The sequence below is a fragment of the Marinobacter sp. MIT932201 genome (assembly GCF_047123295.1).
Classification (GTDB): Bacteria; Pseudomonadota; Gammaproteobacteria; order Pseudomonadales; family Oleiphilaceae; genus Marinobacter; species Marinobacter salsuginis.
On sequence record NZ_CP138917.1, the window covers coordinates 3768878 to 3783850 of the forward strand.

General features: G+C 59.6%; 16 protein-coding genes. 6 read left to right on the top strand and 10 right to left on the bottom strand.

Translation table 11 applies throughout. The features are described 5' to 3' along the window. Positions 1–118 precede the first annotated feature (118 nt). Together SIC15_RS17360 and SIC15_RS17365 are read left to right on the top strand one after the other, a co-directional pair. On the top strand, positions 119–1345 hold the full coding sequence (locus SIC15_RS17360) for a sulfite oxidase (protein WP_412536548.1): 1227 nt from the start codon (positions 119–121) through the stop codon (positions 1343–1345). A gap of 57 nt (positions 1346–1402) precedes the next feature. Beyond that, positions 1403–1723 carry a c-type cytochrome gene (locus SIC15_RS17365; protein ID WP_377949439.1) on the top strand — a complete coding sequence of 107 codons (321 nt, stop codon included), beginning with the start codon at positions 1403–1405 and terminating at the stop codon, positions 1721–1723. Between the two features lie 28 nt (positions 1724–1751). On the opposite strand, the gene msrB is transcribed toward SIC15_RS17365, so the two are convergent. The 3 genes from msrB to SIC15_RS17380 all read right to left on the bottom strand — a co-directional run bounded on the left by msrB (position 1752) and on the right by SIC15_RS17380 (position 3683). Further along, positions 1752–2177, bottom strand: coding sequence for a peptide-methionine (R)-S-oxide reductase MsrB (msrB, locus tag SIC15_RS17370; protein WP_069181941.1), 426 nt, complete (start codon positions 2175–2177; stop codon positions 1752–1754). An 11-nt stretch (positions 2178–2188) separates the two neighbouring features. Beyond that, positions 2189–2842 carry a peptide-methionine (S)-S-oxide reductase MsrA gene (gene msrA / locus SIC15_RS17375; protein ID WP_069182784.1) on the bottom strand — a complete coding sequence of 218 codons (654 nt, stop codon included), beginning with the start codon at positions 2840–2842 and terminating at the stop codon, positions 2189–2191. Between the two features lie 112 nt (positions 2843–2954). Then, a complete protein-coding gene (locus tag SIC15_RS17380) occupies positions 2955–3683 on the bottom strand; it encodes a chromate transporter (protein WP_412537630.1) in 729 nt (242 codons plus the stop codon). Between the two features lie 124 nt (positions 3684–3807). Between SIC15_RS17380 and SIC15_RS17385 the strand changes: the two genes are divergently transcribed. Then, on the top strand, positions 3808–4782 hold the full coding sequence (locus SIC15_RS17385) for a metallophosphoesterase (protein WP_069181943.1): 975 nt from the start codon (positions 3808–3810) through the stop codon (positions 4780–4782). Here SIC15_RS17385 and SIC15_RS17390 read toward each other — a convergent pair. From SIC15_RS17390 to SIC15_RS17400, 3 genes are all read right to left on the bottom strand, one after another. Further along, complete coding sequence (locus SIC15_RS17390; protein WP_222465401.1) at positions 4779–5261, bottom strand: CDP-archaeol synthase; 483 nt, start codon at positions 5259–5261, stop codon at positions 4779–4781. The two genes, SIC15_RS17385 and SIC15_RS17390, sit on opposite strands and share 4 nt — an antisense overlap. Before the next feature lie 27 nt (positions 5262–5288). After that, positions 5289–6665 carry a class II fumarate hydratase gene (locus SIC15_RS17395; protein ID WP_069181945.1) on the bottom strand — a complete coding sequence of 459 codons (1377 nt, stop codon included), beginning with the start codon at positions 6663–6665 and terminating at the stop codon, positions 5289–5291. A gap of 65 nt (positions 6666–6730) precedes the next feature. Further along, positions 6731–7015 (bottom strand): hypothetical protein, encoded by a 285-nt coding sequence (locus SIC15_RS17400; protein WP_069182785.1) that lies wholly within the window; start codon positions 7013–7015, stop codon positions 6731–6733. Between the two features lie 192 nt (positions 7016–7207). Between SIC15_RS17400 and SIC15_RS17405 the strand changes: the two genes are divergently transcribed. Genes SIC15_RS17405 through SIC15_RS17415 form a run of 3 tightly spaced genes read left to right on the top strand, consistent with a single transcriptional unit; the run spans position 7208 to position 10694 of the window. Then, positions 7208–8686 (top strand): response regulator, encoded by a 1479-nt coding sequence (locus tag SIC15_RS17405; protein ID WP_412536549.1) that lies wholly within the window; start codon positions 7208–7210, stop codon positions 8684–8686. Continuing rightward, positions 8686–9327, top strand: a complete 642-nt coding sequence (locus tag SIC15_RS17410) for a LuxR C-terminal-related transcriptional regulator (protein ID WP_412536550.1) — start codon at positions 8686–8688, stop codon at positions 9325–9327. Before SIC15_RS17405 ends, SIC15_RS17410 begins: the two co-directional genes overlap by 1 nt. Further along, complete coding sequence (locus SIC15_RS17415; RefSeq protein ID WP_412536551.1) at positions 9324–10694, top strand: sensor histidine kinase; 1371 nt, start codon at positions 9324–9326, stop codon at positions 10692–10694. Before SIC15_RS17410 ends, SIC15_RS17415 begins: the two co-directional genes overlap by 4 nt. Here SIC15_RS17415 and SIC15_RS17420 read toward each other — a convergent pair. The 4 genes from SIC15_RS17420 to SIC15_RS17435 are packed head-to-tail and all read right to left on the bottom strand — an operon-like array spanning position 10666 to position 14893. Then, a complete protein-coding gene (locus SIC15_RS17420) occupies positions 10666–11790 on the bottom strand; it encodes an OprO/OprP family phosphate-selective porin (RefSeq protein ID WP_412536552.1) in 1125 nt (374 codons plus the stop codon). The two genes, SIC15_RS17415 and SIC15_RS17420, sit on opposite strands and share 29 nt — an antisense overlap. Beyond that, on the bottom strand, positions 11780–12364 hold the full coding sequence (locus SIC15_RS17425) for a DUF4956 domain-containing protein (RefSeq protein ID WP_069181950.1): 585 nt from the start codon (positions 12362–12364) through the stop codon (positions 11780–11782). The genes SIC15_RS17420 and SIC15_RS17425 overlap by 11 nt, the downstream gene beginning before the upstream one ends. Continuing rightward, positions 12348–13106 (bottom strand): polyphosphate polymerase domain-containing protein, encoded by a 759-nt coding sequence (locus tag SIC15_RS17430; RefSeq protein ID WP_412536553.1) that lies wholly within the window; start codon positions 13104–13106, stop codon positions 12348–12350. The genes SIC15_RS17425 and SIC15_RS17430 overlap by 17 nt, the downstream gene beginning before the upstream one ends. Then, the gene (locus SIC15_RS17435) at positions 13103–14893 is read right to left on the bottom strand and encodes a CotH kinase family protein (RefSeq protein WP_412536554.1); all 1791 of its coding nucleotides are present in this window, start codon (positions 14891–14893) and stop codon (positions 13103–13105) included. Before SIC15_RS17435 ends, SIC15_RS17430 begins: the two co-directional genes overlap by 4 nt. Positions 14894–14973 lie beyond the last annotated feature (80 nt).

Sequence of the window (14973 nt, forward strand, 5' to 3'; positions counted from 1 at the left end):
AACGCACAAAAGCATTGATTAATTTTTGATCATTATCTATAAGATATAAGGATATAACCCCAAAGAATCGAAAGAGCAGTCCCACCGTCCAACGACAACCCTAAAAAGGAGACGGATCATGAAGCAGGAAACAGCTCTGATGCGTGGCCCGAATGACCCGGGCCTCCAGAACCCTACCCGGCGCACCCTGCTGCTTGGCAGCGCCGGCGCCATGGCGGCGGTTTCCGTGCTGGGGTTTACGCCCCTGGCCAAGGCCGATGAGCCAAAATCACTGCCAGATTACGCGGCCTGGAAAGAACGCAACGCCCTAATCGTTCACAGCACCAACACCATGGAAACCCAACGGGGGGCCATCGGCAACGGCGTCATCACCGCCAGTGACCGTTTGTTCGTACGCAACAACCTGCCGGCACCACCGGCCTCTGTGACTGAAAACCCGGATGTCTGGGAGGTGCGGATCGAGGGCGTCAAAAACCCCAGAACCCTGACAGTCGGTGACCTGAAGCAGATGGGCGTAACCACCGTTGCGTCTGTCCTGCAGTGTTCCGGTAACGGCCGGGCGTTTTTCCCTCACGGGGCAGGTGGCACCCAGTGGTCTGTTGGCGCCGCTGGTTGCATCATGTGGACCGGGGTGCCATTGAAGGACGTTGTAGAGGCTCTGGGCGGTCCTGTCGAAGGGGCACGCTACATCACCAGTACCGGCGGCGAGACACTGCCTGACGGTCTGGACCCGAAAACCGTGATCGTCGAGCGCTCCGTTCCCACCCGAGCCATGGAAAGCGCCCTGCTGGCCTGGGAAATGAACGACGAGCCTCTGACCCATACCCACGGTGGCCCGCTGCGCATGGTGGTGCCGGGTTACTACGGCGTGAACAACGTGAAGTACGTCAAGAACGTCGCCTTCACCGAAAACCAGACGGACGCCAAGATCCAGGCCTCCGGTTACCGGATCCGTGATGTTGGTGTGAAAGGCGCCCCGGATCAGCCCTCCATGTGGGAAATGAACGTTAAATCCTGGGTGACTGCTCCCCTGGAAAGCGGTCGGGCCGGCCGAAACATGATTTACGGTGTGGCCTTTGGTGGCACCGTTGCCCTGGAAAAAGTCGACGTTTCCGTGGATGGCGGCAAAACCTGGAAACAGGCTCGCTTCCTGGGCCCGGATCTGGGTCCCTATGCCTGGCGGCCGTTTGTACTGGCAGCCGATCTAACCGCTGGAGAGCATCGGATTGTCAGCCGGGCCACAGACGTGGAGGGCAATACCCAGCCTGAGGGCCGGGTCGAGAATGAACGTGGTTACGGCCACAATGGCTGGAGCGACCACGGAGTTACGGTTGCCATCAGTTGATGACTGGTCGGGTCGGCCGGGAGTAGGTCGACCCCGATCTTTACGGAAAGCAACAACATGAGAAAAACTGCATTATTTTTCGCGGTAGCCCTGATCGGGCCACCTTCACTGGTTGTCGCCAGTGAGCTGGAGAAAGGAAAGCAGGTCTTCACCCAGGAGGCACAACCCTCCTGCACGATATGCCACACACTCGCGGACGCAGGTTCAGCCGGTGCCGTCGGCCCGAACCTGGATGAACTCAAGCCAACCCTGGAACAGGTGGCCAATGCCGTCACCAGCGGGGTTGGTATTATGCCCGCGTTTAACGAGTCGCTGTCCGAGGAACAGATCCAGGCGGTGGCACACTATGTAGCCACTGTGACAGGCGGCAGTAAATAGAATGGGGGCCAGGCGGCCCCATCACTTCTCAGGCGTTTTCCTCAAACACCATGGCAACCGAGTTCAGGCAGTAACGCTGCCCGGTTGGCGGCGGGCCATCGGGAAAAACATGGCCAAGATGGCTGTCACATCTGGGACAGCGGATTTCGGTGCGGGTCATACCCAGGCTGGTGTCCTCGATGTACCGGATGTGTTCCGGATCAAAGGGCTGGAAGAAGCTTGGCCAGCCGGTTCCCGAGTCAAATTTCGAGTCCGAACTGAACAGAGGCAGATCGCAGAGCCGGCAGTGGTAAACTCCGGCTTTCTTGTTATCCAGCAAGGTCCCGCAGAACGGATGCTCGGTACCATGGTCCAGCAATACACGTCGCTCTTCCGATGTCAGATCTGCGGCCTTTTCCTCAACCTGCGCCTCAGTCAATGGCGTCAGGTCATAGCCTGCCTTTGACACTCCCATGGTCTGCCTCCTCAGGCTGTACTGCCTGTGTCGTTGTCTGTAAATTCCGGCTTCAGGCGGTCAGGATAGCTGTCTACGAGCTTTTCCATTTTCGGCGCGGCCACGGCCATGATGTATGGCTGATAGGGGTTCCGGGCCGCAAAATTCTGGTGATATTCCTCGGCGGGATAAAACGCTTCGAGCGGTTCCAGAGTGGTTACTATCGGATCCGGATATACCCCGGCCTGATTGAGCTGATGGATGTAGGCCTCGGCCACTCGCCGCTGTTCCGCCGTTTCATAAAATACCGCCGAGCGGTACTGGGTGCCCCGGTCATTACCCTGGCGATTCAACTGGGTGGGATCATGGGCAACCGAGAAGAATACCTTGAGCAGCTCGCCAAAACTGACCTTGGCAGGATCATAGTGGACATCCACCACTTCGGCGTGGCCGGTAGTACCCGAGCATACGGCCTCGTAATTGGCGGAACTGGCATGACCGCCAGCGTAACCGGATTGGACGCTGGTGACGCCATCCATTGCCAGGAAAACCGCCTCCACACACCAGAAGCAGCCGCCCGCCAGCACAACCCGCTGCTCACCTTCTGCCGCTGGCAGATCCTGCTCGGGGTCGGGAAAGCGGCTGCGCGGAACGTTGAGACCCGGAATACTGCACGATGTCGTCATGATGACCTCTGCGTTCACGTTTTCTGCCTGTAACGGCCCGATTGTGGCTGGAAACCTGCGGATTTGCCAACCCTTGTACCCGCCGGCGTGAGCCGGCTTATATGTACGCTGTTCAAGGCAGCAGGATCACCCCGCCCAGCGCACTCAGCGGCGCCAGCAGCCAGACCGGCACCCGCCATACGGCCAGACACAACCAGAGAACCAGCACCAACGCGCCGGCCCGGTACATTTCCGCAGCGATCCAGCCGAGGCTACCTGTCGCCTGTGGCAGGAAAGAAACCAGCAACAGGACCGCAAAAGCCACGGCAAAAAGCGCAGGCTTCCGGGATTGCAAAGGCACCTGCAGCGGCTCGGATGCCGCACTGCTCCCCAACTGCACAACAGAACCGACAGCTCCGGCGATGGCCAGGGCCAATATCTGCATCCAGGTTTCGCCGATCATCAGGAGACTCACGGCAACCAGCAAAGCCATGGCGATTCGGGGACGGTCCGGACACAGGGTTCGCCCCATCTGCCAGACGGCCTGGGCCACCACCGCCACAACAAACAGTTTGAGGCCGTGTATCCAACCGCCACTGCCGGCCTCGGGCCAGGCGCTCAACCCCAGCGCGAAGCTGATCATGATCAGCGCCGATGGCAGGGTAAATCCCAGCCACGCGGCGAAGGCACCGCGGTAATGGCCGCGCAGGAATCCGATGGTCAGGCCCACCTGGCTGGACGCCGGACCAGGCAACAGCTGGCAAAGGGCCACGACTTCTCCGTAGGCACTGTCCGAGAGCCATCGCCGACGTTTCACGAACTCATCATGGAAGAACCCAAGGTGCGCTGCCGGCCTGCCAATATGTCATCAAACATGAACATTATGTCGTTTTGGTTGCATACCTTCGAGGGCCATCCATAATGAGAGTCAGGGTTTGCCACATTGCATATCGGCCATGCCCCGCTCGGCATACAAAGGAAGAAAAATGACGGCAAGGGCTCGCACACCGGAAAACCAGGACGAACTCCTGGAGTACCGCCTGAGCCTGCGGCTCGGCCCTGTTCACGCCCGCCAGAGGCTCGGCATTGAACGGGAGGCTGAAGCGAAGGTATTCGGGCAGGATCACAGCTCCTTCCATCTGGAAAACTGGGCCACGGCGCCCGGGTTTATACGCACCTGTCTGCGCATGGTTGGTCTCTGGGGCCGCGGCCAGAGCAATAGCCGACGTCTGAACACCGTGCATAATCGCTTCCACCTCCCCGGCCTGCCAGAGGCCTTTGAGGGCTTTCGCATTCTGCACCTGACCGATCTTCACGTGGACATGGACGAAGCCAACCTGCAGGCAGTGCTGCGCCAGATCGAACCACTGGACTATGACCTGTGCGTGTTGACCGGCGATTACCGGAAACTGACCTGGGGCCCGATCGAGGGGGCCCTGGACGGCATGGCAAGGTTGCGGGATGGAATAAAGGGGAAACCCTACGCCGTGCTGGGTAACCACGACAGCGTTCGCATGGTACCGGCGCTGGAAGACATGGGCTACCAGCTGTTAATGAACGAAATGGCACCCATTGAGCGCGACGGCCAGACCCTGTACCTGGCGGGCGTCGACGATGCCCACTTCTTCAAAGTCCACAACCTGCACCAGGCCGGTGACAAGATCCCGGCAGGGGGCACCAGCATTCTGCTCAGCCACACGCCGGAGATCTGGCGCGAGGCCGCCCACGCGGGCTATGACGTCTTTCTCTGTGGTCACACCCACGGCGGGCAGATCTGCCTGCCCGGTGGCATACCGGTGACCCTGGATTCTGACTGCCCGCGAACACTCGGACGAGGCTACTGGCGAATGAACGGTATGCAGGGCTATACCTCCCCCGGTTCGGGCACGTCTGTTGTCAATGTTCGGCTCAACTGCCCACCGGAAGTCACCCTTCACACCCTGACCCGTGGGCCGGATTAATGAGGTTGCCGACGGATCCCGAGGCGGTACAGCAGCGGTGAGCCGAAAATGTTGGACAGGGTAAAAAGCACCACCACAATCAGCACCACCCAGAAACTCACCGGCAGCCAGGCCATGGCCAGCAACATGGGCAGGAGTGCTTCAGGAATCTGATCCAGACCGATGGCCCTTGCGCTGGAGGCCAGACCCAGCCGACGCTTGATAAAGCTGCTCAGCATATCTCCAGCCAGCCCGAGCAGGCCGAACAGAAGCCCGAAAAGGAACCCCAGACCGGTAAACAGCGCAAACACCGCACAGGCGAGTGCGCCGGAAACCACCCCACGCCAGGTTTTGCTTTCCCCGAAGACTGGGCGGCCATCGGACCAGAGTCTTCCGCCATCAACCGGCGCTGACCAGCGGTTTTTCAACAATCCGGCAGCGACCACTGGTGTACCGTTGGCCAGCACCAGCATCAAAAACAGCTCCAGGACGATCAGCAAGCGTTTGCGCCTCTCTGAAACGGCCGATCAGGCGATCCCGCCCCGGGTCAGCTTGAGCGGGTCCATCAACTCCTCAAGCCGTTCCCGGCTGAGGCCGCTGCGCTCCTCCGCCACATCAATGACCGGACGCCCCGTCTTGTAGGCCTCTTTGGCGATGTCTGCCGCCAGGCTGTAACCAATTTCCGGGTTCAGCGCGGTTACCAGCACCGGGTTCTTGCCCACCCCTGCATTGAGGTTGTCGGCATTGACCGTAAAGTCCCTGATCGCTTTGTCTGCCAGCATGATGGCCGCGTTGGAGAGCAAATCGGTCATATCCAGCAGGTTCCCACCCACCAGGGGCAGCATCACGTTGAGCTGGAAATTACCGGACTGGCCGGCGATGGCCACAGCGCTATCCAGCCCCATCACCTGGGCGCCCACCATGGCAACGGATTCCGGGATCACCGGATTGACCTTGCCCGGCATGATGCTGCTCCCCGGCTGCAATGCCGGAAGACTGATTTCAGCCAGACCGTGAATCGGACCACTGTTCATCCAGCGCAGATCGTTGGCGATCTTGGTGAGCACAATGGCTGCACCGCGCAGCTGCGCCGACAGCGCCACCGGGGCGTCCACCGCGCTCTGGCCGATAAACTTGTGATCGAGCGACGTAAACGGATAACCGGTATTGGCCCGCAGGAACTTGACGAACTGACCGGAAAATTCCGGCAGCGCATTGATTCCGGTACCCACTGCCGTACCGCCCTGGGGTACCGCCAACAGTTCATCAGCGGCGGCCTCTACCCGCTTTTCAACGGCCAGAAGCTGTTCGCGCCAGGTCTTCAGCTCCTGGCCCAGCGTCACCGGCATGGCATCCATCAGGTGGGTTCGACCGGTTTTCACCTGGCTGGAGAATGCCGCCTCCTGTTCGTAGATCACACCGCACAGATGCGACAGCGCCGGCAGCAGCTTCTCCTTGGCCGCAATCACTGCACTCACGTGGATGGCCGTCGGAATCACATCGTTCGAGCTCTGGCTCATGTTCACATGATCGTTCGGGTGCACCTCGAAACCTGCATTGCGGGCAATGCTGGCGATCACCTCATTCACATTCATGTTGGTGCTGGTGCCGGAGCCGGTCTGATAGCGGTCCACGGGAAACTGATCGGCGTACTCGCCTTTCACAATATCCTCACAGGCCTGGGCAATGGCATCCCTGAGATCGTTATCGAGCAGACCCAGGCTGGTGTTGGCTTCTGCGGCTGCCCGCTTGATCTGCGCAACAGCGGCAATGAACGCCTGGGGCATTGGCTGACCACTGACCGGAAAATTCTCCACGGCACGCTGGGTTTGCGCGCCCCAGAGCGCATCTGCAGGTACCTGGACGTCCCCGAGGCTGTCCGTTTCCGTTCTAAATTCGCTCATATTCCCTCCTGTCCGTCCATTTGCTCGTGGGCTTTGGGCGTGTACGCTCCAGGGCCGGCCCTGGCTCAACCGCCGCCCTGGGACCTGAGCCGGACATGGTCGCAGATGCCCGTAACCTGTTCAAAATTCAGGATCAGGGTATGAACCGTGTTGGTGTAGGTATCATGCAGATGGAATTTGTAGCGGTGCTGCTTTTCACCCTGCAGGAAGGCGTCGTATTCGCGGACCAGTTCACGCACATCGCCCCCGGAATCCTTGCTCCAGGTGGCATTGAACGGCCCCAGAACGGCACCGCCAGCCAGACAAACTGTCACTTCGTGGTTCGTCAGACCATTTTCCGGAACTGTCATGGTTATCTCCCTTTCGATGAACCTGTGATAAGTGTAGTCGCTCCTGACTTTGAAACAGGCCATAGTGCCAAGGCCGTCACAGAACAACGCTTCCACCATTGGACAGACCCCATTTGTAGGAATTTCCTACACCAATAATTCTCTGCCGTTGCTAGTCTCTTCCAAAACCCATCAGCAGGCCCCCAAACAATAATGGCTACCAGCGCAGTGGCGGAGATCCTTCTCCGATATGACGATGACCAGGAACGGCAGCATTTCGAAACCCTGTTTGGCGACGATTTCGCGATTCAGGCATTCGCCTCTGATCAGACTGCCCTCGATCACCTCGCCTCGGCTTCCACACTACCGGCCGCCATCGTTCTGGTGCCTGACCAGCCTGATGGTCACCTGGAATCGTCCCTGCTATCAGAGGTCCGGGACCGCTACCCCGGGATCCTGAAGATTCTGATAGGGGATGCCATTGCCCTGAACCTCCTGGTGACGCTGCTTGATGATCAGTTGATCGATCGCTGCTTTGAACAACCGGTCGATCTGGATGTCATCCGGTCTCACGTGTTGGCCGCCGCCCTCACCCGGGAAGCGCAATCATCCGCTCCGGATACCCGAGAGGCACCAGAGGGCCCCAGCCCGGCGATTCTGATTGTGGATGACGAACCGACTGCCACCCGTTACCTGTCGAGACAGCTGGCGCACATGCAGACCGAGTTCCGGGTGCAGAGCGCCATCAGTGCCGAAGAGGCCCTGTTGACCCTCCGGGATGACGGCAATGTTGCCGTGGTGATGACCGACCAGAGAATGCCCGGGATGCACGGCAAAGAGCTGCTGGACGAGCTCCGACAGTCGCATCCGACCATTGTCCGTATTCTCACGTCGGCCTGGGGCGAAGTGGATGTGGCGATGGATGCGGTGAACGAAGGCCGGATTTTCAGGTACCAGAGAAAACCCTGGCGCGCCGATGAACTGTTGAACCTTTTCCGCAAGGCACTGGCCCATCATCGTGCCCTGGTTGCAACACGGGACAGCTCCCGCTCAATGGCCGAGCAACAGTTTGCGGAACTGCGCCAACAACGACATGCCCGGCTGCTCGAACACCTGTCTGACAGAGTGGACAGTGTTACCGGCGAACCGACAACCGCCGATTTTCTGGACGCCCTGACAAGCATCCGCACGCTTCCGGCCCAGCCGCCTCACCTGCGGGCGAGCCGGGAAACCGCCCTGGAGCATGATCTGATGAGAGACTTTGTCGGGTTGGTGGGCCGGCAGTTGGACAACCTGGAACCAGACGCACCACCTAACCCCCTGACCAGACGAGCCTTTGCAAGGGCCCTGACCGACGCATTGGACAACCCCGCCGCCGCGAGCGAAACACAAACACCACTTATGATGCTCTGCCATTCACTGGCAACGCTTCTGAATGCGTCGGGCCTGAAGGCCACTGCTTTGGAGATCACTCAGGCCGGGGACCACCTCACTGTAACCAACCCAAATGCGTTTCATATGTACAGCCACCTGCTGGCGCCCATTACCCGGCTTTCACGCCCATTATTGGAACAGCAAACCGCCCTGCTGATGCTGTTCGTAAGTAGCCGGCTGCTGGCAGGCGACATCGATACCGACGGGGGCGACCAGAGTCTCTGGGTCAGCCTGCGACTGCCGGCCAGGGCCGACTGATGGTGGCGGGCCCGCGCAGACTCAGGCTGTACGTCACCATCGGGCAACGCCTGCTCCGTGACAGCCTGCTGTTCCAGATCCTGCTGGACAGCGGGGTCGAACTGGTCGGCGAATCCGAGACCGGCGTTGCAACCCTCAATCACCTGCAGGCGGCCAGGCCGACTGTGCTGTTGATTGAAGAAAACCTCCAGGACAACGACGGGCTGACCATCGCCGAGCATGCACTGACGATGAACCCTTCTCTCTCGGTATTGCTGATTTCAGACACACCGGTCAGCAACGGGCGAATGGCAATCTATCTGGAAGCGGGCATCAAGGCCGTGGTGTCCAAGGACCAGCCAATTCAGGAGTTGATCAAGACCCTGTTCTACATTCGAAACGGGCAGGTTTATATCGGCAATTGGCGGCAGCAGCCCGAACCGGCGGCCATGCTCGCATACCAGGCCCTGTCCGGACGGGAACGGGAAGTGGCGCAGTTAATGGCCAGCCGGCTTCCGGTACGGGACATTGCCGGCCGGCTTGGCGTGTCCTGCAAAACAGTGCACTCCTACAAGGATCGGATATTCGTGAAGCTCGGCTTCGAACGCCTGCCCGAGCTGATACTGTTCATGCAACGACACCAACACGGAGCCGCCGAGTGAAACTGCTTTCCGGCATCGATCAGATCCGCCAACTGCCCGCCTGGCGCCAGCGGCGCTTCGAGCGCTTCTACCACACCCAGTATCGCTACCGGGTGCTGCCGCTGTTCGCGGACGTTTACCTGGTCATTGCCTTCATCGGCACCCTGCTGTTCCTGGGCGGGCTGGCGCTGAACCCGGACGCACCGGATATTTTCGGCACCTACCTGATCTACACAGCGATCCTGACCGCCCTTATTGCCGCTCACCGGTTCACGCGCCTGCGCCGGTCCGCGCCGATGATCGTCTACCTGGTATTTTTCAACATGGCCGTGTTCAGCTACCTGGGTTACATCACCACAGGTGCGACTCTCGCTCCCATCGTGGGACTGTTCTTTTTTATCAGCTCCGTGGGCATCATTACCCTGTCTCTGCTGCACACCAGCCTGATTATCCTGATTAACCTGTCCCTGCTGGTACTTTGCACGTTTTTGGCGGTAGACAGCCACGAGGTTGCCGAGACCCTGATCGGCATTCTGACCAACTGGCTGATTCTGATGTGCCTTGTCGTCGCGCCCCTGTCGGCCTGGTTCCTGTCGCAGTTTCTGCGCAATCTGCTGGCTCTCCAGTTCCTGCTGCGCGACCGGAACCGCCAGCTGTCCCGCACACTGGAGACCCTGAAAGTCACGGAAGAGAGACTGGCCCAGGAGCAGAAACAACAGGCTCTGAGCCATATGGCGAAAGGACTTTTGCACGAAATCATGAACCCGCTGAACTGCGCCAGCCAGGCGGTGGATTTTGCAAGTTCGGTAAACCGGGATTCCGAAGTGGCAGATGCCCTGACGGACGCCAGCACGCACCAGAAACGCATCGCCGATATTGTCTCTGACCTGATCGAATTTTCTCGTCCCGTGCCGGAACACAATCTGGAAACAGCCGATCTGCGCAAACTGGTGGCCACCGCAACCGGGTTTTGCCGGCATCAACTGAGAGGCGTGGAGCTTCACATAAACATTCCGGACCGGACCCTGCTTCCCTGCTATCCATCGGCGCTGACCCAGGTGTTCGTGAACCTGCTGCTCAACGGTGCCTCAGCCGTCAGCAACAGCCATGGGCACGGCAAAATCGAGATAACCGCCGAAAGCACCGACACTGCGCATCGCATCCAAATCCGGGACAACGGCCAGGGCATCGCGCCGGAGGATATCAAGCGCCTCGCTGATCCGTTCTATTCCACCAGCGATACACCGGACAACCTGGGGCTGGGCCTGAGCATCTGCCAGACCATCATGCGACATCACAAAGGCAGCATGTGGATTACCAGCGAGCCCGGGCAATGGACAGAGGTAACCCTCACGCTGCCTAAAACCGCAGCACGGCGCGGAGGGTAACGGCGTCTCCGTCCGGCGCGGCCATCAAGGTATTGCCGCGGATATCCGGTATCAGATAGTTGAGGCGCAGCTGGAACACCTCGCCCAGGTACCAGGCAAAACCCAGTAACGTTACGCTCGCCTCGGCCCCCAGGTTCCTGTCTCGCAGGTCTACCGCACTGTGCCGGGCGACCAGTTCCAGGGCGCCCGCCCGATGCCGGGGCTCAATCCGGTCAAACTCTCCGCGGCTGTAATAGCGTTGATCGTCAGTCAGGAACACACCGGCCTGAAGGTAAGCGCCAGCGAACTGCCAGCGTGACCCGTCGGTTCGCCGCACGTTCTGGGCCATGGCTTCCGCCACGAGGGTCAGGCGATTATACAGCCAGGCGGCTTCAAGGCCCGCCAACCAGGCATCACGGGCTTCGAATCTCGGGCTGCGGATGACATTATCGGCGCTGAACACCTCCCCCTCATCCTTGATCTGGAAACGGCTGTCGCCGAGGTCACGGTAGGAGACCGCCGTGCCAAGATGCACGGTCTGGGTCTCTGAACGAACAGGGGCACGGGTCAGTCTCGCGGTTACGGCGTGAGTGGCGCCGCCATCGGGTTCATCGGTAAACAGACCCAGTGACCAGGTGCCTCGATTGCGATACTGCCCCACCATAATACCGGTAGATCGCCCGGGTGCGAACGCCGAACTCACCAGTGAACGCTCGCTGGTGTTCAGGTTGGTGTAGCTTGCGAGGCGCTCCAGGCCGAAAGGTTCTTTGAAGCGCCCCACCTGGGCTTCGAACCGGCTCGGGCCATCGTAAACAAGGTAGGCATCACCAAGATCCAGCTCTTTCTTGTCGGCTTCGATCTTGTAGCTGCCGTCCAGCTCTGCCTCCCAGCGCTTTCCCCAACTCAGTTCCAGTTCAAGCTTCGCATTGCGCAGTACGCCCCGGGTGGTGCTGCGCTCGCCATCCTCGTCATAAAACGCACCGTAATGGTCGACACCGGCGGCAACATAACCACCCAGTTCGGCTTCCAGCGGTGACGCCATAACAAGCAGGGGTTGCAGGCTAAACGCCAGGGTCAGACCGATAACCAGCAATGCCCATTTCAGCTCAGCGAACATGATCGGGCTCCTGTCGAAAGTGCATGCGCAACAGGGCGGTATCCCGCAGGTAGCTGACCGACACCACATCCACCCGGAACACATCCAGACCGGTGCGATCACGAAGGTCGGCAATGAGCAGTTCCCGACGGTCCCGATGGACGTTCTCGATCTTTTCGTACTCTACCTCTCGCTCGCTGTGCCGTGGCAAAAGCACACGGGTTTCGAGCACCAGCGCCAGGACAATGACCAGCAGATTGAGACACACCAGCTCCAGGTGGTGCATGGTGCCAACCGCCGCCAGCAGGGCCATGGCAATCACCAGAAACAGATAGGTCATTTCCTTGATGCCCAGCGCCTCGGTTCGGTACCGAAGCATAGAAAAGACAGCGAAGAGTCCGAAGGCAAAACCCATGGTGACGGTGACCGAATGCAGCAAGGCGGTCACCAGGAAAACGCCGACCCCGAACAGAATGAACGAGGCGGCGTTCTCCCTATGGCGGGAAAAGGCGTAGTAGCAACGGATCAGCACGAACACCGAGGCCGTATTGATCAAAAGCCGGATCACAAAATGGAAATCAACTGCCGATTCCATGGAGTCTCCTCAACAGCGGTTTGAAGCGATTGGTTTTGCATTCGTGGCCGAACAACAGGCTGGTGCCAACGCAGTACTTGCTGAACTGCACGGGTCGGCAGCCAAGCTGACCAAGCCGGTCAAGCAGGGGGGAGCAGGGGATTTTCCGATCATACTTGACCTCGAAAACCGCAACGTCGGGTAAGCGAATACCGCTCTGGCGGTCGGCCGAATGAAACGCCAGTCCGGTATCCAGGGTGATGCGCTCAGTCCCCAATGGGCTCATCAGGGTCATCCGGCGATAGCTGACAAAAAGAGCCGGCAGCATCCCTGCCACCGGAAGGCCCAATTGCTCTTCCAGAAAATGGTTCACCTGCCCGCTCGAAACGGTTTGCGAGGTGAGCGGTAAACGGTTCTTGATGGTTCGCTCCCGATTGCTCTTTTTCTTCACCTCCAGGAAGCTATCCCCGGATTCGCGGTAGTGGCGGACGCGGAGCTTGAACCGGTTCAGTTTGCCGTTGTGGTGATCCAGGTACAGCTGACGTCCGGGAGTGTCGAAATACAGGGTGTCGTAGGTGAATCGCCGGTTGCCGTCGATCTCCAACATGGAGTAGTGGTGCTCCAATCCACGCAGGCAAGCATCCAGCCGGTGGGCCGGCACCAGGAACTTGGTGTCGACCCGGTTCATCAAACAGGCCTGCATCTGATCAGCCAGGCTGTGCCCGCGGAATCCTTCCCGCGGGCCGGTGACGGCCATGTTCATTGGATGCCCGAATCGTATTCCAGGGTGGCATCCAGGGTCAGTTCCACGTCGCCCTCACTGGCGCCGGTGCCTGCTCGGGTGATGGTCATCGTGCCCTCCGCGCCCAGGGCCAGGGTACGCACATCGCCGGGCTGGCTTTCGTCCACTTCGAACAGCAGAGCGTTGGTGGCAAAGCCGTGGAACTGATGGGTACCGGGCACGTAATCGGATGCCTCGATAAACAGTTGCAGCACGTAGGGCGTGAAATTGTCGTTAACATCCGCGCCAATCAGCAGAAGGCTTATGACGGCCGGCTTCGACTCTCGATCGACCGAGTACACCAGGCTGTCCACCTCAAAGGCAGCAAAAGTCAGGCTCGCATTCACCGACTGACCACCCGGCAGCGTAAAGCGGAAGGCTCCCGTGTCGGCACCGCCCTCGGACTTGATGCTGCCGGTCAGGCTGGTTGTCGCCGGGGCACCGCAGTCAGGCTCTGTATCCGAAAGCCGGTAGACTTCCCCGGTGGGCGTTTCTTCGGCGATGGCCTGTTCAATGACGGCCCTGCGCGCTGGCCGGTAGTCGCCATCGCCCGACTCACCGCGGCCGCTGATGAAGGTTTTCAGGCTGGCTGACGCGTCCGCGGTGGTTCCCGTAAGTTCGCGAATCCGCTCCACTTCCGCCAGTAACGCGGCTTCGTCCCACTGGGTGGCCAGCAGGTCCTCAAGCTCGGCCTCATAGCGCGCCCGGTATTCGGGAATACTGAACAAACGATCCGCCAGCGAGAAATTGCGATAGAGCACCCCCGTCAGGGGCTTGAGGGGATGCGCGCCACGGAATGCCGTATCGGCACCCCAGGGAATAAAATGGAACAGGCCGTCTTCGAGGTCCCGGTAGATGTGGAAGTTGTTGGCGTTGCCCGTGGCGGAATCCCAGGCGCCCAACAGGGTTTCCACCGCCCAGAACCGGATAAATTCATCCACATCCACCAGCTGCGGCAATACATTCACCATCTGCTCGTCGGGCAACGCCAGAGCATCGGTAACCGCCTGCAGGTCAGTACGGTCGTTCTCTTTTTCGTTGGTTTTCTTCTCGAAACGCTGGCTCAGCCAGGTGCCGAAGTCCGCCGTCTGGGCTTCGTACTGGTTACCGTCGTCGTCGCCGAATGCCCGTGCAAGAAAAGGCTTCTTGATCGGCTCGACATTGGTGAACACGCCCAGATCCTCGCCATTGACAGACACTCTGGCGTAATTGCATTTCGGCGCCGCGAGCCCGGCCTGCCGGAACTGGTCATAGGCCAGGCACTGGCGGGCATTGGAGGGGTCCTGACGGTTATTGTTCAGGGTCATCCGGGTCATGTTCTGATAGGTGCGACCTGGCCAGAGATCGTCAAAATCCAGCTTCAGAGAGGGAATACTGGGGCTCAGGGAGCCCATGTAGCCTTTCTTGCGCACAATCACCCGGTCCATGCGGTCACCGTCGATGGTGACACTGGCGGCAAATTCTGTGTAGTCGAACTCGGGGACACATTCCCGGTCGGTGCTGGCCAGGGTGCGGGCTTCCGATTTCAGTTGGCTGAAATCGGCAGGGCTCATGGTGACCGACACGTTTATCAGCCGATCAGGATCGTAAAGTTCGGCATCGCCGCCGATATTCACGGGCTCCGCAGGTGGTTCGAAATCGGAAGGGCTCGAAACCTCGGTGTCTCCACCTCCGCCACCACAGCCGGCCATCAGCGCCATGCCGACAAACGCCAGTGACCAAAGCCCGTGTCCATAGCCGGTTTTCCGGCCAAACGTTGTTATTTTCATCTGTTACTCCCTCAGATGTTCTGAAACCAGCCGGTGTCGAAAACCGGTTGAGGGAGTATTTCGCGAAGGGGTTTGGGCTG

Coding starts and splice junctions, on each gene's coding strand:
- SIC15_RS17400 (WP_069182785.1), bottom strand. CDS start 7,015: ATGACAGTTCCGGAAAATGGTCTGACGAACCACGAAGTGACAGTTTGT.
- SIC15_RS17395 (WP_069181945.1), bottom strand. CDS start 6,665: ATGAGCGAATTTAGAACGGAAACGGACAGCCTCGGGGACGTCCAGGTA.
- msrA (WP_069182784.1), bottom strand. CDS start 2,842: ATGACGACATCGTGCAGTATTCCGGGTCTCAACGTTCCGCGCAGCCGC.
- SIC15_RS17405 (WP_412536549.1), top strand. CDS start 7,208: ATGGCTACCAGCGCAGTGGCGGAGATCCTTCTCCGATATGACGATGAC.
- SIC15_RS17430 (WP_412536553.1), bottom strand. CDS start 13,106: ATGAACATGGCCGTCACCGGCCCGCGGGAAGGATTCCGCGGGCACAGC.
- SIC15_RS17410 (WP_412536550.1), top strand. CDS start 8,686: ATGGTGGCGGGCCCGCGCAGACTCAGGCTGTACGTCACCATCGGGCAA.
- SIC15_RS17385 (WP_069181943.1), top strand. CDS start 3,808: ATGACGGCAAGGGCTCGCACACCGGAAAACCAGGACGAACTCCTGGAG.
- msrB (WP_069181941.1), bottom strand. CDS start 2,177: ATGGGAGTGTCAAAGGCAGGCTATGACCTGACGCCATTGACTGAGGCG.
- SIC15_RS17420 (WP_412536552.1), bottom strand. CDS start 11,790: ATGTTCGCTGAGCTGAAATGGGCATTGCTGGTTATCGGTCTGACCCTG.
- SIC15_RS17425 (WP_069181950.1), bottom strand. CDS start 12,364: ATGGAATCGGCAGTTGATTTCCATTTTGTGATCCGGCTTTTGATCAAT.
- SIC15_RS17360 (WP_412536548.1), top strand. CDS start 119: ATGAAGCAGGAAACAGCTCTGATGCGTGGCCCGAATGACCCGGGCCTC.
- SIC15_RS17365 (WP_377949439.1), top strand. CDS start 1,403: ATGAGAAAAACTGCATTATTTTTCGCGGTAGCCCTGATCGGGCCACCT.
- SIC15_RS17435 (WP_412536554.1), bottom strand. CDS start 14,893: ATGAAAATAACAACGTTTGGCCGGAAAACCGGCTATGGACACGGGCTT.